This is a genomic window from Burkholderia sp. Ac-20345 (genome assembly GCF_017104825.1).
Lineage (GTDB): Bacteria > Pseudomonadota > Gammaproteobacteria > Burkholderiales > Burkholderiaceae > Burkholderia > Burkholderia lata_B.
This window is the reverse complement of sequence record NZ_JAAGPO010000003.1, coordinates 15718-36781: the sequence shown is the minus strand read 5'-3', so window position 1 is coordinate 36781 and position 21064 is coordinate 15718. Positions and strand designations below refer to the sequence as shown.

At 64.9% G+C, this 21064-nt stretch carries 17 protein-coding genes; 9 read left to right on the top strand and 8 right to left on the bottom strand.

What is annotated here, in order from left to right:
* Positions 1–14 precede the first annotated feature (14 nt).
* From G3O06_RS02360 to G3O06_RS02350, 3 genes are all read left to right on the top strand, one after another.
* Positions 15–797, top strand: coding sequence for a 3-hydroxybutyrate dehydrogenase (locus G3O06_RS02360; RefSeq protein WP_205814822.1), 783 nt, complete (start codon positions 15–17; stop codon positions 795–797).
* A 10-nt stretch (positions 798–807) separates the two neighbouring features.
* Positions 808–2079 carry a patatin-like phospholipase family protein gene (locus tag G3O06_RS02355; RefSeq protein WP_174968801.1) on the top strand — a complete coding sequence of 424 codons (1272 nt, stop codon included), beginning with the start codon at positions 808–810 and terminating at the stop codon, positions 2077–2079.
* A 139-nt stretch (positions 2080–2218) separates the two neighbouring features.
* Positions 2219–3196 (top strand): VTT domain-containing protein, encoded by a 978-nt coding sequence (locus G3O06_RS02350; protein ID WP_205814821.1) that lies wholly within the window; start codon positions 2219–2221, stop codon positions 3194–3196.
* Positions 3197–3506: 310 nt separating this feature from the next.
* Here the strand turns inward: G3O06_RS02350 and G3O06_RS02345 are convergent, their stop codons facing one another.
* Complete coding sequence (locus tag G3O06_RS02345; protein WP_346779478.1) at positions 3507–4454, bottom strand: AraC family transcriptional regulator; 948 nt, start codon at positions 4452–4454, stop codon at positions 3507–3509.
* A 174-nt stretch (positions 4455–4628) separates the two neighbouring features.
* Between G3O06_RS02345 and G3O06_RS02340 the strand changes: the two genes are divergently transcribed.
* The 3 genes from G3O06_RS02340 to G3O06_RS02330 are packed head-to-tail and all read left to right on the top strand — an operon-like array spanning position 4629 to position 7841.
* Positions 4629–5567, top strand: coding sequence for a PhzF family phenazine biosynthesis isomerase (locus G3O06_RS02340; RefSeq protein WP_205814820.1), 939 nt, complete (start codon positions 4629–4631; stop codon positions 5565–5567).
* A complete protein-coding gene (locus G3O06_RS02335; protein ID WP_205814819.1) occupies positions 5564–6478 on the top strand; it encodes an ornithine cyclodeaminase family protein in 915 nt (304 codons plus the stop codon). Before G3O06_RS02340 ends, G3O06_RS02335 begins: the two co-directional genes overlap by 4 nt.
* A gap of 46 nt (positions 6479–6524) precedes the next feature.
* Positions 6525–7841: a dicarboxylate/amino acid:cation symporter gene (locus tag G3O06_RS02330; RefSeq protein WP_174997541.1), complete on the top strand. Its 1317-nt coding sequence runs from the start codon at positions 6525–6527 to the stop codon at positions 7839–7841.
* A 654-nt stretch (positions 7842–8495) separates the two neighbouring features.
* On the opposite strand, the gene G3O06_RS02325 is transcribed toward G3O06_RS02330, so the two are convergent.
* The 3 genes from G3O06_RS02325 to G3O06_RS02315 form a co-directional block, all read right to left on the bottom strand.
* Positions 8496–10049 (bottom strand): DHA2 family efflux MFS transporter permease subunit, encoded by a 1554-nt coding sequence (locus G3O06_RS02325; RefSeq protein ID WP_174997542.1) that lies wholly within the window; start codon positions 10047–10049, stop codon positions 8496–8498.
* Between the two features lie 103 nt (positions 10050–10152).
* Positions 10153–11469 (bottom strand): HlyD family efflux transporter periplasmic adaptor subunit, encoded by a 1317-nt coding sequence (locus G3O06_RS02320; protein WP_205814818.1) that lies wholly within the window; start codon positions 11467–11469, stop codon positions 10153–10155.
* A 34-nt stretch (positions 11470–11503) separates the two neighbouring features.
* Positions 11504–13612: an efflux transporter outer membrane subunit gene (locus G3O06_RS02315; RefSeq protein ID WP_205814817.1), complete on the bottom strand. Its 2109-nt coding sequence runs from the start codon at positions 13610–13612 to the stop codon at positions 11504–11506.
* 624 nt (positions 13613–14236) lie between these two features.
* Here G3O06_RS02315 and G3O06_RS02310 point away from each other — a divergent pair.
* From G3O06_RS02310 to G3O06_RS02300, 3 genes are all read left to right on the top strand, one after another.
* Positions 14237–14737: an Ohr family peroxiredoxin gene (locus G3O06_RS02310; RefSeq protein ID WP_205814816.1), complete on the top strand. Its 501-nt coding sequence runs from the start codon at positions 14237–14239 to the stop codon at positions 14735–14737.
* Between the two features lie 194 nt (positions 14738–14931).
* Entirely contained in the window at positions 14932–15411 is a 480-nt protein-coding gene (locus G3O06_RS02305) for a carboxymuconolactone decarboxylase family protein (RefSeq protein ID WP_205814815.1), read from the top strand.
* Between the two features lie 4 nt (positions 15412–15415).
* Positions 15416–15820: a cupin domain-containing protein gene (locus tag G3O06_RS02300; protein WP_174997545.1), complete on the top strand. Its 405-nt coding sequence runs from the start codon at positions 15416–15418 to the stop codon at positions 15818–15820.
* 203 nt (positions 15821–16023) lie between these two features.
* Here G3O06_RS02300 and G3O06_RS02295 read toward each other — a convergent pair whose 3' ends face one another.
* The 4 genes from G3O06_RS02295 to G3O06_RS02280 form a co-directional block, all read right to left on the bottom strand.
* Positions 16024–16926, bottom strand: a complete 903-nt coding sequence (locus tag G3O06_RS02295; RefSeq protein WP_205814814.1) for a GNAT family N-acetyltransferase — start codon at positions 16924–16926, stop codon at positions 16024–16026.
* A 63-nt stretch (positions 16927–16989) separates the two neighbouring features.
* Positions 16990–18177, bottom strand: a complete 1188-nt coding sequence (locus G3O06_RS02290; protein WP_205814813.1) for a M20 aminoacylase family protein — start codon at positions 18175–18177, stop codon at positions 16990–16992.
* 68 nt (positions 18178–18245) lie between these two features.
* Entirely contained in the window at positions 18246–19703 is a 1458-nt protein-coding gene (locus G3O06_RS02285; protein WP_205814812.1) for an aldehyde dehydrogenase family protein, read from the bottom strand.
* The gene (locus G3O06_RS02280; RefSeq protein WP_205814811.1) at positions 19700–20977 is read right to left on the bottom strand and encodes an FAD-binding oxidoreductase; all 1278 of its coding nucleotides are present in this window, start codon (positions 20975–20977) and stop codon (positions 19700–19702) included. Before G3O06_RS02280 ends, G3O06_RS02285 begins: the two co-directional genes overlap by 4 nt.
* Positions 20978–21064: the final 87 nt, after the last annotated feature.

Below are 21064 nucleotides of genomic sequence, written 5' to 3'. Positions count from 1 at the left end.
CTCCCGGAGGACGTATGGCACTGAATGGCAAGATCGCGCTCGTGACGGGCGCGGCAAGCGGTATCGGCGAAGTGTGCGCGCGCAAGCTCGCGGCGGACGGCGCGACGGTCGTGATCGCGGATCTGAATGTCGAAGCAGCGCGAAAGGTCGCCGACGACATCGTCGCCAACGGCGGCAATGCGCTGGCGATCGCCATGGACGTCACCAGCGAGGAAGCCGTCGACGCGGGGCTGGCCGAAACGGTGAGCCGGCTGGGTGGAATCGACGTGCTCGTGTCGAACGCCGGCATCCAGATCGTCAACCGGATCGAGGATTACGCCTTTTCCGACTGGAAGAAGATGCTGGCCATCCACCTCGATGGTGCATTCCTGACGACCCGGGCCGCCATCCGGCATATGTATGCATCGAACAAGGGCGGCACGGTGATCTACATGGGCTCGGTGCATTCGCACGAGGCCTCGCCGCTCAAATCCGCCTATGTGACCGCGAAACACGGGTTGCTCGGTCTCGCGCGGGTGGTCGCGAAAGAAGGCGGGCCGCGTGGCGTGCGCGCCAATGTCGTGTGCCCGGGATTCGTCAGAACCCCGCTGGTCGACAAGCAGATCCCCGAGCAAGCGAAGGCCCTCGGGATCTCCGAGCAGCAGGTCGTCAGCGACGTGATGCTGAAGGAGACGGTCGACGGCGAATTCACGTCGCTGGCCGATGTCGCGAACACGGTTGCGTTCCTGGCCGGCTTCGAGTCGAGCGCGCTCACCGGGCAATCGATCGTCGTCAGCCACGGCTGGTTCATGCAGTAAGGAGAACATCATGCATTCGAGCCAGCGTAACAAGCTGAAGCAGCCCCATCGCATCAAGCTCCCCGCCTACGACGAAATCGGGCTCGTGCTGCAGGGCGGCGGCGCACTCGGCTCATACCAGGCCGGCGTATACGAGGGTATGGCCGAGGTCGGCGTGGAACCGACGCGCATCGCCGGGGTATCGATCGGTGCGCTGAACACGGCGATCATCGCCGGCAACGCGCCCGCGGATCGAACGGAAGCACTGCGTGGCTTCTGGAACACCATCAGCCAGCCGACCGATCCGTTCTCGCACTTCGGCGCCTGCATGTCGGCGTGGCCCGGTCTTGAAGACATCGGGCGCAGGTGGACGAGCGCCTGGGCCGCAACGCGCACGTTGATGGAAGGTCAGGACGGGTTCTTCGCCCCGCGCACGCATGGGCCTTTCGCCGGGCTCGGCAGGAAGCGCCCCGATCAGGTCAGCTACTACGACACGTCGGCATTGCGTGAGACGCTGTTGCGGTACGCAGACTTCGCTCGCATCAACGACGGAAACATTCGCGTATCGGTTGGTGCGGTCAATGTGCGAACGGGCAATCTCGTCTATTTCGACAATTCGAAAATGCGTCTCGAGCCGGAACATTTCATCGCCTCCGGCGCGCTGCCGCCGGGCTTTCCGGCCGTCGAGATCGATGGCGAGTTTTACTGGGACGGCGGACTGGTTTCCAACACGCCGCTGACCGAGATCATCCGGGAAAGCCAGCACAAGGACACGCTCGTTTTCCAGATCGATCTGTGGAGCTCGCGCGGCAAGCTGCCGGGCGATTTCCTCGATGTCAGCGAGCGCACCAAGGACATTCAGTATTCGAGCCGCACGCGTGCCATCACCGCGTTCATGTCGCAAAACCAGAAGCATGCGCAGATGATCAAGGCGCTGCTCGAGCACATTCCCGAACACGTGCGGCTTGCGCACCCGTTGTTGCGGGAGGCACAGAAGACGGCCGATGGCAGCGCAGTGAACGTCGTGCACCTGATCTACAAGAACAAGGTGTTCGAGGGGCACTACAAGGACTATGAGTTCAGCAAGGACACGATGCGCGAGCATTGGGCGAGCGGCCTCGAGGATATTCGGCGTTCGTTCGGGCATCCCGACTGGTTCGATATCCCGAACCGCGAAATCGGCTTCGTCACGCGGGACGTGCACCGCTACCGGCAGGACGTCGACGAAACGGGTGGCCAGCGCACCGACGCTGCTCCGGCAGCGAATCACCCGCATGACAAAGAGCCGTCGATTGCCAGGTAATACGTAGCGACTCGCTGCCGCGCCGAACGGTTGCGGTGAGGGTGGCCGCCGACGCGACGCCGGCTTCGGGCAGGCAGGTTCAAGCGGAGCAAGGAACGATCTTCGAGATCGGGTATGTGCGAGCCTCAAGGAGAGCACCATGATGTCGCATGAAATGATTGCACGGTACGGCACGTTGGTCGTATTCCTGAACGTGCTCGGGTCTTCACTCGGCCTGCCTCTGCCCGCTATGCCGACTTTGATTACGGTCGGGGCAGGCATTGCGCTCGTCACGCATGCGACGTCGTCGACGTTGCTGCATTTCGCGACGATACTGGGCGCCGCCGTGATCGGCGGCTTTCTCGGCGACCTGGTCTGGTTTCACGGCGGCAAGCGGTATGGCAAGCGCACGCTTCACACCGTCTGCAAGCTGTCGCAGTCGCGCGAAGCGTGCGTCACGACGACGGAGCGCTTCTTCGGGCGCTGGGGCGTTCGCGTACTCATCGTCGCGAGGTTCGTGCCCGGCCTGTCGCTCGTTGCCGTTCCGCTATGCGGTGCGATGGCCGTCAGGTTGCGCTCCTTCGTCCTGCACGATTGTGCGGGCATTGCACTGTGGGCGTCGATCGGGCTGGCGATCGGCACGCTGTTCGCTTCGCAGATCGACGTGCTTTTCGCGCTTGTCGCCCGTCTTGGCTGGCAGGCGCTCATCGTCGCCGGCATCGTTCCGGTGCTGTATCTCCTGTACCGCTACTGCCGCAGGCTCATGCTGGCAAGCGCGCTCGGCAAGGCACGGATCAGTGCGGGCGAATTGCATGCATTGCTCGCGAACAATCCGCGACCGATCGTGGTCGATATCCGCTCCGCGGAGCGAAGGACGCTCGATCCATTCGTGATTCCGGGCGCGGTAGTCGGCGATGAACGAAAGACCCGGCAGATCATGGAGCGCCATGGAACGAACCGGACACTCGTCATCTATTGCGCGTGCCCCGACGAAGGGTCCGCCGTGTCGGTGGCCAGGCAGTTGCGGCTTTGCGGCATCAAGCTGGCGTTGCCGCTTGCAGGCGGCATCGATGCATGGCGCGCCGCGGGCTTCGACGTCGAGCCGATGCTCGCCATGCACGATGCGGCGATCGGCTGACACGTTCAAGTCTAGACCTGATCTCTCGGTCGGCATCAGATCAGGTCCGAGATTGCCTGGATGTCACTTCATCAAGGGCCGTGATCGATCCCTTACCGTCATTCGCCTCGCCTCATCGGCAACGAACGTTCTCGGAAGAAGTCCGACGGTCAGTCGCTCAAGCGGCGACGCCTGGAGCGACGACGAATGACCGACCTCCTGCGAAAGGTGACGGACGCTAAGCTGGCGCGTGGCCGGCGCACTTAGTCTTCAGCAAATAGGTCCGGTGATGTCGAGCCGTCTCGGCGCTTATGTCATGTGCGACTCGAGGTCACGCCTTGAAGGATCGCGGTAGCGCCTGTCCGTACTTTCGGAACAGGCGAGCGAGATAGGACGGTGAATCGAGACCGACCGCTGCCGCCGCCGTGACGACCGTCATGCCGGGTGATTGCAATAGCAGCGACGCGTGGCGCACACGCTGCCGCGATTGATAGTCGACGATGGATTCACCTGTGACGTCGCGAAACATGCGCGTCAACGTGCGCCGCGACAGCCCGAACTCGTAGGCAACGCGATCGAGCCCGATTGATTGATCGAGTGTCGAGTCGAGAAACGCCCGAATGTCTTTCACCAATTCGCGGCGAGCGTCGGCAGGCGTCACCGGAAGATGGTCCGAGCTCAACCCCGCCTCGATGCACGTGGCCGCCAACGTCTTGTTGGTCAGTTCCTTGCGATAGGCGGCGAGTTCGTCGACGTCGCGCTGAGCTGTGTCGGTGGCGAGACGCACCGCGTTGAGCAGCGGCAACGGTGCGGACCAGATGGATATCTTCGCGCACGACAGCCTTCTTTGCGCCTTGCGCTCGCAGTACGCGACGAAATCGCTCGCCACATAGACGGCGACATGTTCCTGCTTCGTCCGATAGCCGCGCGTGTCATGCAGGCGCCGCGGCGGCACCACGACAAACGACATCGGCGCCACGCGCAAAGGCGAGGCGTTCGATTCAACGTTCAGGATCAGTTGGCCCGTACGCGGCAGCAAAAACATGTACTCGTCATGTTCGTGCGGCTGCGTGCGGTAATCGCCGATCGAAACCTGCCGGACATCGGCAACGCGATCTTCGGACAAATGGGTACTGGCGGTCGGATAGTGCTTCACGAAATTACCCTTGGGCGCCACATACGGTGGGTAGCCGCCGGCTATAGCGGGACTCGTGCACCGCTGTATTAACGGGACGGCCCAGTATAGCGTTTCAAACTTCCGTGCATGTAGGCCGGGCACTCGCACACCCGGCCGCCGCCCCGGTTCTCGGGGAAAACACGGGGGTGCGCGGACTCCCGCGCGCTGGGCCGGACGCGCAATTGGCCCGATTGTGCGCTTGTCGTGGCCCGACAGGCGGCGAAACATCGCTTCCCCTTCGGCATGCTGGCGTCACTTACACGCCGGAGCCCGTTCATGTCGGTTGAAAACGACCTTTCCTTGTTGCCTCACTCACCCAACTCAACGTTCGCGTTGCGCCCTCACGGGGATCTGCATTTCGTGCGCGTCTTTCCCGCGGGGCCGGGAGGCGGCAACCCCGCGCCCGTCGTACTGGATGCGGATGCCATGTCCGCGGACGAGATGAAGGCGATTGCCGCGCGCTACGGCCACGAAAGCGCATTCGTGTGCGCACCGAGCAATACGGCCAACGCGTATTGCCTGCGCTTCTTCGTCCCCCACCACGAGATGGAGATGTGCGGCCATGCGACGCTTGGCGCATTGTGGCTTCTGCGGCGGCTTGGCCGCTGGACATCCCGCGTCGCGACGCTCGAGACGTTGAGCGGCATCGTCGACGCTCGCTTTGACGAAAGCACGCAATCCATCGAAGTGAGCCAGCCCAAAGGTATCGTGCACTCGATCGAAGACGCGCGGCTGCATGCCGCGATATGCGATGTGCTGCGCATCGATGCTGACGATCTGGATGCTCTCAGCATTGTCAACGCCACGACGAGCCGGACCAAGACGCTGATACCGATTCGCTCGGTGCAGCGACTTCATGCACTGACGCCGTCCTTCGAAAAGGTGCAGGCGCTATGTGACCAGCTCGAATCGACGGGCCTTTATCCGTTTGCGGTCGAGCGTACACAACCTCTCGAGGCGCACGCGCGCCAGTTTCCGCGCTCTTCCGGGTATCCGGAAGATGCGGCGACGGGTATCGCCGCGGCCGCGACCCTCTACGGTGCGTTGCACTACGGCCTGCTCGCGCATGGCGCACCGGGCATGACCGTGCATCAAGGGTACGCGATGCGAAAGCCGTCCAGCATCCGGGTCAAAATGCGAGACCCCGACAACGCCGACGCGGGCTGCTGGATCAGCGGCGCAGTCGAAAGCATGATGCTGGAGCCGCAGCAATGAAGATCTTTACCAACGACCAGATCGCGGCAGTGCTCGACGTGCGCCTCGCATCGGACGCCATTCGCGATGCCTATCTCGACCTGCAGAACGGCACGGCGGCCGTTCAGCCTCGCGCACGCATCGGATTGTCCGACGTGAAGTTCAGCGCAATGAGTGCAATGCTGGGCCTGGCCAAGGTCGCGGCGATAAAGATGTACACGACGATCGACGGTCAGTTCCGCTTTTACATCGCGCTGTTTTCGCTCGTCGATGGCGGGCTCCTCGCGATGCTTGAGGGTGATGCGATCACGGGCGTGCGCACGGCCGCGACCACCGCGCTCGCAGCCCGACATTTGGCGCGTCCGGGGAGCCGAAGCCTCGGACTGTTCGGCAGCGGCGTGCAGGCGCGTGCTCATGCCGAGGCCTTGGCCGGACGAGCCGGATTGCGCGCAGTGATGATTCACAGCCGCGATGCCGTATCCGCGCACGCACTTGCCGACAGCCTCGGGCATCGGTTCGGTCTCAACGTGTCGGTGGTCGATGCCGACACGTGCGCCGCCGCCGACATCGTTGTCGTCGCAACGCGTGCTTCCGAACCGGTCATACGCGGCGAATGGCTACGACCGGGTGCATTCGTCGCGAGTATCGGCGCGACGCGTCCCGATCAACGCGAACTCGACGACGCGTCGTTGCTCGCGGCCTCGCGCGTCGTCGTGGACTGGATGCAGCAGACGCCGTTCGAAACGGGCGACCTGCTGCGCCCGTCGCGTGCCGTGATCGAGAGCAGGACGATGGTGGACCTTTCGTCCGTCATCGGCGCAGACGAGCAGCGCGCATGGGACGCCACCGACATCGTGATCTACAAGGCAGTCGGCATCGCCCTGCAGGACGCGGCCGTCGCGCATATGGCTTACCTGCGGCTTGGCGCGTGACGCCTCTCGTCAATGTCGTTTGTCAAAGATTCGCTTGGAGACACTCATGAAATTACCTCTTGCTGCACGCATTGTTGCCGGGATGGTGCTCGGCATCGCAACCGGCGTTGCCTGTCACGCGATGCTGCCCAATGCGGATGCAGCCAACCAGGTCGGCAGCTATTTCTCGCTTCTCGCCGACGTGTTTCTGCGCTTGGTCAAGATGATCATCGCCCCGCTCGTGTTCTGCTCACTCGTCATCGGTGTGACGAAGATCGGCGATGTGCGCGCGGTGGGCCGCATCGGGATCAGGACGCTGGGCTGGTTTCTCTTCGCGTCGTTCATCTCGCTCGCGCTGGGCGCGCTGATCGCCAACTGGTTGAAGCCCGGCAGTGCGCTCAACCTGCCGTTGCCCGCGATCAACGCCTCGACCGGGTTGAGCACGAGCGGGCTGTCGCCCAAGGAATTCGTGGCGCATCTAGTGCCCAGCAGCATTGTGGGGGCGATGGCGAACAACGAAATCCTGCAGATCGTGGTGTTCGCCGCCTTCTTCAGCGTCGGGCTTACGACGCTGGGCGACAAGGCGCAACTCGTCGTTCGCATGCTCGACCAGGTCGCTCACGTCATGCTGAAAGTGACCGGCTATGTGATGGCGCTCGCGCCGTTCGCGGTGTTCGGGGCGATCGCGAACGTCGTGACGACGCGCGGCGTGTCGGTTCTCGTAACCTTTGGCCGGTTCATGGGCGAATTTTACGGAAGCCTGATCGTGCTATGGCTTCTGATGGTATTGGCCGGTGGCGTGTTGTTCGGGCGCAGGGTATTTTCGCTTGTGCGTTTCATGCGCGTGCCGATGCTGATCGGTTTCAGTACGGCCAGCAGCGAGTCCGTTTATCCGAAGATGCTGGAACAACTGGTCCGTTTCGGTGTCCCCGAACGTATCGCGAGCTTCGTTTTGCCGATCGGCTATTCGTTCAATCTCGACGGCACGATGATGTACTGCACATTTGCCACTCTGTTCATTGCGCAGGCGTATGGCGTTCATCTGTCGTTCGTGCAGCAGTTGTCGATGCTTGCCATCCTGATGCTGACCAGCAAAGGCATGGCCGGAGTGCCGCGTGCCTCCTTGGTCGTCATCGCCGCAACACTGGGCCAGTTCAATATCCCCGAGGCCGGGCTGCTCCTTATCATCGGCGTTGATCATTTCCTGGACATGGGGCGCACGGCGACCAACGTGCTGGGTAATGCGGTCGCCTCGGCCGCCGTCGCGAAATGGGAAAACGTGCTCGCGCCGTCGTTGTCCGACGCTGTTTCAGTTGACGATGCGGGCAGAAAGCACAAGGATGAAATTCGTGCGGACAATGAAGCGGTCATTGCGAGAGTGTGACAAGCAAGCCGCGCGCCAAAGGCAGCGCCGCAACGCGCTGCGCGAGTTTGGGTGGGCCCCTTCACTCCGACTGCTGCAACAGTCCGTGGTGCCGTATGCGCGATCGGTTCATCGCTCGATCCGAGCACGACTGCCCATTCTTTGGAACGAAGCAGCCGCTTGAATGGCCGTAGATGGCCGAACCGAGTCAGACGATCTGACGCTGTCTGTTTCGTCTAGTCCAGCCTTATACAGCCGACAACAGCGGAAGCAAAGCGCGTGCGATCCAGCCGTCGCTCCTGAGGGGCCCTGCTCGTGTCCGATGTCGAACAACGCGTCGGCGAAACGGGCATCGCGCCGCCCTCGACAGCATGAACCTTTTGATGCTTCAGGCTATCGGCGCGCGCCGTCCCAGGCCCGGATTCCGATTGATCGCCCGCGACTGGCAGAGGCCGCCCTCAATGCAGTGCTCGCGGCTCCACAGTTTCGAGCGAGCGCAGACGCAGGCCGAACCGGCATGATTGGTGACTCGGCCGGCGTCCGCGTCCTGCAACCGAAAATCGCACGCGCGGCACCAGAAGTAACGCGACAGTACGATCACGCGTGCGTGTAGTCGTTGGCATAACCCGGCTCGACGGCGTTCGAGTGCCCCCGCGCGCGTCGAAGCGGCCTCGCTCAGTGCGCCCCTGCCGCTGCCCCTGCGCCACCCTTGCCCGGCTTGGTGAGCCAGACCAGCGGGATGATGACGATGAAGATGATCGACGACAGCCAGAAGATATCGTTCAGCGCGAGCATCGCTGCTTGCGCGTTCAGCGTGCGTTCGAAAAACGCCGCCGCCTGATCCATGCCGCCGCCGAGCGTCGCGTGGAGCTGCGCGATGGCGCTCGCATAGTCGGGATTGTTCACGCTCGACTGCTCGGCGAGCCGGGCATGATGCAGGATCGTCCGGTCGTTCCACCCCGTCGCGATCAACGACGTGCCGACGCCGCCCGCGAACACGCGCACGAAATTGGACAGGCCGGCCGCCGCCGGAATCCTGTCGGGCGTCAGCCCCGACAGGATGATCGCGGTAAGCGGCGTAAAAAAGAGCGCCATCGGAATGCCTTGCAGCAAGGTCGGCAGCACCAGGGTGTACGGGTCGACCCCGGTCGTGTAATGCGAGCGCATGAAGAACACGCCCGCAAAACCGAGGAAGGCCAGTGTTGCCAGCACCCGCGCATCGGACTTCGGCATGATCTTCGCCATCAACGGTGCAAGCAGCACCGCGAAGATCCCGAGTGGCGCCGTCACGAGCCCCGCGTCCACCGATCGATAGCCCAGGTAGCCCTGAATCCATTGCGGGAGGATGACGAGGTTCGAGAAGAACACCGCGTACGCGACTGAAATCGCGATCGTGCCGCCGCGGAAATTGCGCACCGCAAAGAGGCGGATATCGACGATCGGGTTCTTCTCCGTGAATTCCCAGATCAGGAAGAACAGGAAGCTGATCGCGGCGATGACGGCCAGCACGCAGATCACCGGCGAATTGAACCAGTCGAGATCCTTGCCCTTGTCGAGCATGATCTGCAGCGTCGCGACCCACACGACGAGCGACATCAGCCCGACCTTGTCGATCGGCAGCTTGCGCACCGGCGTCTCGCGGTCGCGATAGATCATCCACGTCACGCCGGCCGCGAACAGGCCGACGGGAATGTTGATGTAGAAGATCCACGACCAGCTGTAGCTGTCGGTGATCCAGCCGCCCAGCGCGGGCCCGGCGATCGGGCCGACCGTCGCGGTCATCGACCACAGCGCCAGCGCGGTCGAGCTTTTCTCCTTCGAATACGAACCCAGCAGGATCGCCTGGGACAGCGGAATCAGCGGCCCTGCGACGACGCCCTGCAAGACACGCGCGGCGAGCAGCACGAGCAGGTTCGGCGCGACGCCGCACAACCACGACGAGAACACGAACAACACGATGGCGGCCACGAACAACCGGATCTGTCCGACGCGCTGCGTGAGCCAGCCCGTCAACGGAATCGCGACGGCATTGGCCGCCGAGAACAGCGTGATCACCCACGTGCCTTCGTCGACGGAGACGCCGAGGTTGCCCGAGATCGTCGGAATCGCGACGTTCGCAATGGATGAATCGAGCACGTTCATGAACGTCGCGAGCGCGACGGCGATGGTCGCAAGGACCAGCTTGCCGCCCGTCAGCGGCGGCGGTGCGGGTGGCGTTGAGGCATTCATCTCGCTTTCACTCTGAAGTATCGACCGTGCCGGCATCTCGATCCGGCCAGTCGGACGATTGGATCGACCGACGCGCGACGACGACGCGCACCGGGTGGACGGTTCAGCTTGCGCGCCGCGTCGTGTCGCGCATCGCGCTTGCGTCGCGCTTGACGGAAGCCGTCGGCGATCCGGCAGGCCCCGTCGACCCCGCGTGCTCGACGACGACGTTTCGCGCAATGATCTTCTCGATCTCGGCATCCGCCTGTGCGCCGTATTCGGCAAACACGCCGGTGCGATACGACGTGTTCATTGCCGCGCCGAGCTGCGGGCCCGTGTCGTCGCGCGTATCCACATCGACCTCCATCGACAGGCCGATACGCAGCGGATGCGCTTCGAGCTCCTTCTGGTCGAGCTGGATGCGCGCCGGCAGGCGTTGCACGACCTTGATCCAGTTGCCCGTCGCGTTCTGCGCCGGCAAGCTCGCGAAGGCGCTGCCCGTACCCGCCGAAAAGCCGACGACGCGGCCGTGATACTTGACCTTGCCGCCATACACGTCGGCCGTCAGCGTGACGGGCTGACCGATGCGCATGCTGTGCAACTGGCTTTCCTTGTAGTTCGCGTCGACCCAGACACCGTCGAGCGGAACGATCGCCATCAACGGCGTGCCCGGCGACACACGCTGGCCGACCTGGACCGAACGCTTCGCGACATAGCCCGTGACCGGTGCGGGCAATACGTTGCGCGCGAACGCGAGATACGCATCGCGCACCTTCGACGCGGCGGCTTGCACGTTCGGATGCTGGTCGATCGTCGTGCGGCCGGTCAGTGCGCGGTTGGCTGCCGCCTGTTGGCGAGCGGCATCGAGCACCGCCCGCGCGGCCGCCACGGTGTCGCGCGCATGCGCGATGTCTTCGGCCGACACCGCGCCGGTATCGGCAACGGCCTGGCGGCGGCGCAGATCGTCCTCGGCGCGAACCAGATCGGACTGCTTCTGGGCGACGTTCGCGGCATACAGGTCGTTGTTCACGTAAAGGCTGCTCACCTGCCGCACGGTCTGGCCCAGCGTCGCTTCGGCGTTACCGAGCGCGACGGTCGCATCGGCGTTGTCGAGCGTGACGACCGGATCGCCCGCCTTCACGATCTGCGTATCGTCGGCGTTCACCGCGACGACGGTACCCGCCACCTGTGGCGTCAGTTGCACGAGGTTGCCGCTGACGTATGCGTCGTCGGTGGACTCGTGGTAGCGCGCATAGGTCAGGTAGTACACGCCATACGCGATCGACGACGCGACGACCGCCACACCGAGCAGCGCCAGCAGCAGCCCACGCCGCCGCGTAGCAGGTTCGCCTGCGACCTCTCCGCCCCCCGACGGCGACGGATCGTGATTCACGCGGGCGGTATCGACCGGCTCGCGAACCGGCGGGTTGATTTCGCTCATTTCAATTCTCCAGGCAGATTCGATGGATAACCGCTCAGCGGGCGGCGACGGCAGGCGTGCCGGATACGGGCCCATTGGCGCGAGCCGCGGCGCCGGAGTCCGCGAACGACGTGTCGACGAAGCCGCCGCCCAGCGCCGACGCCAGCGCGATCTGCCGATCGCGGCGCGTCATGCGCAGAGTCGCGACGCGCTGATCGGCGGAAAACGCGTTGACGTCCGCATTCAACACGGTCAGTTGATTGGTGAGGCCGGCCTTGTACTGCGTGAGCGCCAGCCCGGCGGCTCTCAACGCGGCTTGCTGCGCGGTCTGCGCGTCGACCAGTTGCGCATCCGTCGAGCGCACGCCGGCGATTTGTGTGGCAACGTCGCTCAACGCGGTCACGAGCGCCTGGTTATAGGTTGCGACTGCGCTATCGAAATCGGCATAGCGCCCCTTCAGTTGCGCGCGAAGCTCACCGGCGTCGAAGATCGGCAGGTGGATCGCCGGGCCCGCCGAAGCCGTGCGGCTCGCCGCCGTCAGGAAGCGCCCGAAGCCGAACGCGTCGAGCCCGATCGCGGCGCTCAGGTTGATGTCGGGATAGAACTCGGCCTTCGCTTCCTTCACGTCGTGCGCGATCGCATCGACGCTCCAGCGGGCGGCCACGATGTCGGGGCGCCGGCTGACGAGATCCGCGGGCAGATTGTCGGGCAGGCGGACGTCGTCTCCCGTGCCGAGCACCGGCCGCTCGATCTGCAGGCCGCGATCGGGACCGGCGCCGAGCAGCGCGGCGATCTCATAGCGTGTCGTGAGAATCTGGCCGTCGAGCGATTTCATCGTCGCGCGGCTCGTCGCGAGATTCGCGCGTGCGGTCTCCCGCTCGACCTCCGTGTCGAGCCCGGTCGCGATCCGACCGGCGGTGATTCGATCGATCTGCTCGCGCCGGGCGATCTCCTGTTGCGCGATGTCCCGCAACAGGTAGAGCCAGGCGAGCTGGTTATAGGTGCGCGCAATAGAAGTCGTGAGCGTCAGCCTGACCGCTTCCGCGTCGGCGCGGCTCGCCTGAAGCCTGGACACCGACGCTTTCAGCGCCTCGCGCTTCTTGCCCCAGAGGTCGAGCTCATACGACGCACCGAGGATGCCGCGGTTCTCCGTCTGCCATGAGCCCCCGTACGGTGGTGGAACGAGCGCCGTTCCTGAAAATTGCTGGCGTGTGAGCGCGTAGCTGGCGTCGACGCGCGGCATCGTTCCTGCCCGTGCAGATTCGCTATAAGCCTGCGCGGCCGCCACGCGCGCACGTGCCTGCTCGAGCGTCGGGCTGCTTCTCAGCGCTTCCCCGACCAGTATCTTGAGCTGGCCGTCGCCGAACTGGTCGGCCCAATCGACGGTGGGCCAATGCCCCTGCTCGAACGGGAGACTCTGTTGCGTCAGGTACTGCCGCGGATCGGCGATCGCCGCGTCGCCATGAATGCCGGCGTAATTCACGCACGCCGACAACCCGGCCGCGACGATCGCCGGTACACCCGCCTTGAACACGCGCGGCGTGTGTCGCACGGCGATTGAAAAAATACGCATTGCCCGTCTCGTCAAGTAGTAGGCCAACAAAGCCGTTTGCAGAAAAATCGCCATTCGCGTTCGGTCCGGCATCCGCGCACGCGCCGCAAGGCCCGGGGGCATGTCATCGCGACGACGCAACGTCGTGCGTGCGCGAGCAGCCAGTACCTCGGTCGCAAACGCGAACAGCGTCGCGATGCCCATCCACGGATTCCTCAAGCCGCGCCGTACCTGCTCACTGCGCCCGACACCCCGCACGCACCACGTACAGAAGTGTTCGCAGTTGTTCGTCAGAAGCTGGTATCGGTCTTCACCGAGGCGCGACCTGGCCCGCTCGACGACGGTCATTCCGGTATAGGCGGCATCCGGTTCAGGCTGAACACGAATGCCCTTGTTCGCCGCGAAGCGGCACAACGGCACGCATTCCACCGGGCACCGCCTGGCGGAGCCATGAAAGCCGCCATAGTGGATAACCAGGCCGTTTCCCGCATAGATTCCGTGGTGCGCATAGCCGTCGCGGTCACTGACGAGATGAGCGCCCGCTTCGATGCGCGGATCAGTCCGGATCGGCGCCTGCGAAATCGTCAGCCGATCGATATCCAACGTTTCCATCGCAAGCCTCCGATTTCGCATGTGCGTTGCATTGCGCGTCGCTGATGGGCCTCTTGCACGCGCAGGTCGAAGTGTGGGTCGCGGTCTTCCGGATCGCAGGCAAAGCCGGTCCCACCCGAAGTCCGTCTTTCGGGAGCGATTGCCGTTGCATTCGTGGCACGTCATCAGCGGCGGAAAATCACGAATCAGGGTTCAAGCGTCGAGCGTGATCGAAATCGATGACTCGTTTGCATCCCTGATCAGGCGCATTGCCGTACCTTGATACTAAGAGCCGGCCGCGCACGCAGGTAGACCTGTATCGGAACACTTTCCCGTTCCTCATCGGAACCAATCCGCTGCGTCACCGCATTCGCCAAGCGCGCGATGCAACCGATCACGCTCCGGCGTCACTTCATTGGTGCAGAGTGGGCAACACCATGCATCCCGATGTCGATCTGGCATGGAGACGCGTCTTTGCCTAGCATGCAGAAGCGTTTGGTCCATCTTTCGGATGGAGGTCATGGAGATCGACTTGCAGGCACGCGCCTCACCATTGCGCTGATTCGCATCGAAAAAGCAACGCACCGCCCCGACACGCAAGGTTAGAGACGCTCGCGTTGGCCAATACAAGAAACCGGGAGGCATATGGAGAACGAGAGGTTGCAACCTCCGTCGCTGACACTGCTCGACAAATATCGCGGGGAGGCATTCGCCGCGCTCTACACGACCACCGTCACCGTCTCCGGAGGCGAGGCCGGCCACGGCCGTGCATCGGGCGTCGCGCGATCCGACGACGGGTGTCTCATCCTCGATCTGCGGTTGCCCACCGCACTTGGCGGTCCGGGCGGCGGCACCAATCCCGAACAGCTGTTCGCCGCAGGCTATGCCGCGTGTTTTCACGGCGCACTGAGCCTGCTCGCGCAACGCGAAAAGATCGACCTCCGGAAAGCGACCGTGGCGGCCGAAGTGTCGTTCGGCCGGGATCCCGTCGATGGCGGATATGCGCTGATTGCCAACATCACGGTCCGCATGCCGGGTGTGGAGCAAGACGTCGCGGAACGCCTCGTCCGCGACACGGAGCGCCTGTGCCCTTATACGAAGATGGCCCGGCAGGGAATCTGCAGTGTCGTCGCCGTGTCGGCGTGACGTAACGTCAACGGTGTGCGGTCGCACCGACGCATCAGCCGGGCGATTGGTTCCGAAGCGGCAACAGAGTGCGCACCCTCCCGGCACTACTGACCCGTGAGGCCCGCGATTACGATGGTTGCCAGGCAGGTCCCGCAATGAATCGGCATGTGCCGGGCCAGCGGCACCGCTTCCACCGATCAGGAGAACGGATCATGACGCAACGTATCAACTACTTCCAGCAATCGCCGGAGCTGACCAAGAAGCTCGTCGAACTCGACGGGCTGTTTCAAAAGACGGCGATCGAGATGCCGATTCGCGAACTCGTCGAGATTCGCGCATCGCAGCTCAACGGCTGCGCGTTCTGCGTCGACATGCACACCAAGATGGCGAAAATCCACGGCGAGCGCGAGCTGCGCCTGCATCACGTCGCGATCTGGCGCGAGTCGACGCTGTTCTCGCCGCGCGAGCGCGCCGCGCTCGAATGGACCGAAGCACTGACGCATCTCCCGACGCATGGCGTGCCCGACGATCTCTACGAACGCGTGCGGGCCCACTATGCCGAGAAGGAGCTGTCGGATCTCACCTTCCTCGTGGGCGCCATCAACTGCTGGAACCGGCTGAACGTCGCGTTCCGCGCCGTGCCCGGCTCGTTCGACAAGATGTTCGGGCTCGACAAGGCCAACCTGGAGTAACGACATGAAACGCATCATGCTCGCGCTCGCACCGCTCGCGCTGTCGCTCCTGGCTCCCGTTCAGCCCGCCGCCGCCGCTCCGCAAGCCACGGTGACGCAACTGACCACGGAGCCGTTGCCCGAGTATCCGGGCAAGGAAGTCGAGATGATCGTCGTGAATTATCCGCCAGGCAGCGTCGATCCCGTGCATCGTCACGATGCGCACGCCTTCGTCTACGTGCTCGACGGCAGCATCGTGATGGGCCTGAACGGCGGGAAAACGGTCACGCTCCATGCCGGCGACACGTTTCATGAAGGACCGGACGACGTGCACACGGTCGGACGAAACGCCAGCAGCACGAAGCCGGCAAAATTCGTCGTGTTCCTGATCAAGAACAAGGGTGCGCCCGTCCTGACACCGGTGAAGTAGCGCGATCGCTACCGGGGCCCGGCAACGCCGGGCCGCCACGCAGGCATCCTGACGGCTAGCATGGGGCGCCGCCAGGCGGAGCGCTATCGGGCCTGCACGCCCCGTGTTCCGGTCGCCGTTGGCCCGCACGATCGACGAACAACCGCGCCGGGCGCGCTGACGTCACCGCACGCGCGAGGCAAGCCCGCGCGTGTCGCCGAGGGCTACAGCATCGCCTGACTGACGAGCGCGTACTGTCCGCAGACGGGGTCGGCCGGCCCTTCGTGCGCCGAAGCCGGCGCGTTGCGCACCATCTTCGAACACGTATCGACCCGCGCCAAACCCTGCTCGGCCAGCCAGTCCGGCAAACCGGTCCCGTCCGGCACGTCGATGCGGACGAATTCACCTTCCCGTTGCGTCAGCCAATGGCTGACGAGCGCCTTCGCATACGCGTCGTCGCTCGCGCGCGGCGCCGCCACCGGGCCGATCACGTACCCGCGGCCAAAGCGCCGCAGCACCGAAAACCCGACCACCTCGCCGTCGCGTTCGAGCACGACGCTTTCACCGCGCTGGAACAGCGTCGACATCAACTCATCGCGCTGGAGACCGGAAGCACGCGCGTCCAGCTCGACGAGGCGCGGCCAGTCGGCCGGCGATCCGGCCCGCAGCCGCACGCCATCGGGCAGGACCACGTTGGCCGGCCGCACCACGTTCCCCTGATACTGGCTCAGCGATCCGCACACGTTGAAGCCCAGCTTCTCGTACAGCGGCCGGCCGGCCGGCGTCGCATGCAGAAACGTGATGCGCGTCCCCAGCTCGTCGATGAGCATCTCCATCAGCTTGCGGCCGATGCCTCGGCCCTGATGCGCGTCGGAGACGATCACATGCCCGATCGCGGCGCGATCCACACCGTACTTCCAGCACATCGCCGTGCCGATGACCACGCCGTTTTCCTCTGCCGCGAACGCGGTCGACGTGTCGGCGGAAAACTGCCAGTCTTCCGCCCTGAACGGCCAGCGGAGCGCGATGGAAAGGGCATGGGCCGCGGGGACGTCCGCCGCGGTGAAGCGCCGGTAGCGAAGCGCCGGCAACGTGTCGTAATCGTTCATCTCGTTTTCCCGTTTCATCAAGCAATCCTCATAAAGGTGTCGTCGTGCGCCACGGCACCACGTCAACGCCGGCTTCGCGCATCATGGCGAGCGCGCGAAGTAATGCTGCGCCAACGCGACCCAGTACCGGACGCCGGCCGGAATGATGTCGTCGTTGAAATCGTATTTCGGGTGATGCAGCGCCGGCGCGGCCGCGCCGGCCCGCGCATTGCCGATCAGCACGTAAGCGCCCGGCCGTTCTTCCAGCATGAATCCGAAGTCTTCGGACGTCATGTTCGGCGGTACGTCGCGGGCCACGCTTTCGTCGCCGAACGTGTCGCGAATCACCGTCTCGCACAGCGCAGTCTCGGCCGGCGTGTTGACCGTCGCCGGGTAGTACTGAAAAAACTCCACGTCGACCTGCGCGCCATAGGCACTCGCCAGCGCCTCGCACGTGAGCCGGACGTCGCGCTGCAATTGCTGCTGCAATGCCGACGACAGCGTGCGAATCGTGCCGCGCAGCTCGGCGGTGTCGGGAATCACGTTGTCCGTGGTGCCCGCATGAAACATGCAGACGGAAATGACGGCGGGGTCCACCGGGTCCTTGTGGCGCGCGGCGATCGTCTGGCACTGCAGCACCATCGAGCACGCGAGCGGGACGGGATCGATGCCCAGGTGCGGCTGCGCCGCGTGCGCGCCCTTGCCCGTCACCGTGATCCTGAAGCGCGAGCCGGCGGCCATGATCGGGCCGGTGCGCAACCCGAAATGGCCGGCCGGCAGCCCGGGCCAGTTGTGCATCCCGAATACCGCCTCCGTCGGGTATCGCTCGAACAGCCCATCGTCGATCATCCTGCGCGCGCCTGCTCCGCCCTCTTCCCCCGGCTGAAACACCAGGTGGACGCTGCCGGGCAGCTGCGGCAGCGCCTTCAGCACGCGCGCGGCGCCGAGCAACATCACGGTATGGCCGTCGTGGCCGCACGCGTGCATGATCCCGTGCGTGCACGACGCATGCGCAAAATCGTTGGCTTCGTGGATCGGCAGCGCGTCCAGATCGGCGCGCAGCACGATGCCGCGGACCGGATCGGTGCCGGGCAGGCTCGCGACGACGCCCGTGCCGCCCAGCCCGCGCGACACCGCATAGCCGAGCGCTTCCAGCTCGCTCGCGACGACGTCGGCCGTCCGGTGTTCTTCGAATCGCAACTCGGGATGCGCATGCAGGTCGCGACGCAATTTCGCCCAGTGCGCGTGATGCGCTTGCAGCGAGATATCGGGGATGACGGGGTGGTCCAATTTCGGCACCTTCGAAAAATAATGGGGTTCCAGCCGTACTGCCCGCGCGCTCCCGCGCGGCGGCCGTGTCAGTCGTAAAAGCCGACGATCGACTTGATCTCCATGTACTCCTCCATGCCTTCGATCCCGTACTCGCGGCCGTTGCCCGACTGCTTGTAGCCACCGAACGGCGCCTGAGGATCCCATGCCGGGTAGTTCAGATGCACCTGCCCCGCACGGATGCGCGCGGCCACCGCGCGTACGCGTTCCTTGTCGGTGCCCTGCACGTGCGCGCCGAGCCCGTAGACCGTATCGTTCGCGATCGCGACCGCTTCGTCCACGGTGTCGTAAGGCAGGATCGCGAGCACCGGACCGAAGATCTCCCGCTGTGCGATCGCCATGTCGGTGCGCACCTCGGAGAAAATCGTCGGCCGCGCATAAAAGCCGCGTTCGAGGCCCGCGGGCCGGCCGGGACCGCCGGCGATCAGCTTCGCGCGTTCGTCGATACCCACGTCGATCATCTGCGCAACACGCCCGAACTGCGCGCGATTGGCCAGCGGCCCGTGCGTCGTGGCCTCGTCGAACGGATCGCCGACCACGAGCGTTTGCGCTGTCGCGACGGCCAGCGCCTCCACCGCACCGAGCACGGCGCGCGGCACGATCATGCGGGTCGGCGCGCTGCACGATTGCCCCATGTTGCGGAACGCGGCAGCCACGCCGGGCGGGATCGCACGCGACAGGTCCGCATCCGGCAACACGATATTCGGCGACTTGCCGCCCAGTTCCTGCGCGACGCGCTTGACGGTCGGCGCCGCCGCCTGCGCGACCAGCACGCCGGCGCGCGTCGATCCGGTGATCGACACCATGTCGACCTCCGGGTGCGACGACAGCGCGGCGCCCACCGTTTCGCCGCTGCCGCTCACGAGGTTGAATACGCCGGCGGGCACGCCCGCATCGGCGACCACTTCCGCGAACAGCAGCGCGCTGAGCGGCGAAAGTTCGCTCGGCTTCAGCACGACCGTGCAGCCTGCCGCGAGCGCCGGCCCGACCTTCGCGGTGATCTGGTAGATCGGCCAGTTCCACGGCGTGATCAGCGCGCATACGCCGATCGGCTCGCGCACGACCGCGGTCGTGCCGCGCTGCCTGACGAGCGCGTAGCTCGCCAGGTTGTCGCGTGCAACCCGGATATGTTCAGCCGCGAGCGGTACGTGCGCGCCGCGCGCATAACCGATCGGCGCGCCCATTTCCATCGCGAGCGCCAACGCGAACAGTTCGGCGCGCTCCACCATCAACGCATGCACGCGGTCGAGCAGCGCGGCGCGTTCATCCGGTGAAGTCGCGGACCATCGCTCGAACGCGCGGCGCGCGGCGCTGACGGCCCGGTCGGCGTCGCGCGCGCTGCCGAGCGGAATTTCGCACAACGTGTGTTCGGTGGACGGGCAAACGACCGCGAACCGGTCGCCGCCGTCGGGCGCTACCCAGTCGCCGTCGATGAAGAAGCGCTCCAGCCGGCCAGCTTGCAGCAGGTGATCAACAGGTGAATTCATGAGAGGGTGTCCTTGAGTCGATACCAGGCGCCGACGAACGGCAAGAACCACGGTTTGCCGAAGTGCCCGGGAATGGCCGGCCAGTCGAAGCCTTGCCACGGGTTGAGCTCCGCGCGTCCGTCCATGATTTCCGCCATCAGCGTGCCCATCAGCGTCGCCATGTGGGTGCCGTGGCCGCTATAGCCCATCGAGTAGTAAACGCCGTCGCGCTCGCCCGCGCGCGGAAGCCGGTTGGCCGTCATGTCGACCATCCCGCCCCAGCAGTAGTCGATGCGTACGTCGGCCAGCTCCGGAAACACGGCGGCCATCTGCTGCCGCAGGATCGCGCCGCTCTTTTCGTCGGAGCGCGGGTTCGACGCCGCAAAACGCGCCCGCCCGCCGAACAGCATCCGGTTGTCGGGCGTGACGCGAAAGAAATTCACGAAATTCTTCGTGTCGGTGACCATCCGGCGCGTCGGCAGCAAGCGGTCGAGCAGTTCGCGCGGCAACGGCTCGGTGACGATGATGAATGCGCCGACCGGCACGATCCGGCGGCGAATCCAGCCGAAGGGCCCGACGTGCGAAATGCCGCTCGCGAGCAGGACCTGGCGCGCACGGATCTCGCCAAGCGGGGTCCGCGCCGCATAGCTGCCACGCGAGTCCCGCTTCAATCCCAGCACCGGCGCATGCTCGACGATGTGTGCGCCGCGCGCCTGGGCGGCGCTCGCCAGGCCGCGCACATATCGGCCGACATGCATCCCCGCGCTCTTGCCGAACAGCAACCCGCCGTGATAACGGTTCGAGCCGATCTCGTCGCGCAGTTCGGCCTTCGTCACGAGGCGCGTGTCGGGGTCCACGCTCGCCGCGAGCAATGCCTGGCTGCGCGCGAGCTTGTCATAGTGCTCGGGCTTCGCCGCGAGCTTCAGCTTGCCGGTGCGGGCAAAATTGCAATCGATCGACGCCTCTCTGACCAGCCGCTCGACCGTGTCGACGCCCGCGTCGAACGCGAGATAGAGCCGGTTCGCCAGTTCCGTGCCGAGACGTTGCGACAGGGACGCATAATCCTGCGCGAAGCCGTTGTTGCACATGCCGCCGTTGCGTCCCGAGGCCGCCTGCCCGACGGCGCCCGCCTCGCAGACGATCACGCGCGCGCCTTTCTTGGCCAGCGCCAGCGCGGCGGCCGAACCCGTGATTCCGCCGCCCACCACCAGCACGTCGCAACTGCCGCCGTGCAATTCCGGCGAGTGGCTCACGAATGGCTCCGACGTATCGAGCCAGTACGAACTGAAACGCATCAGGCACTCCCAAGCTGTCGCATCGCACGGCCGGGCCGGCGAACGTTCACCGCACCGATCCGGCCGCTCGCGGGCGGTCCGGCTCGA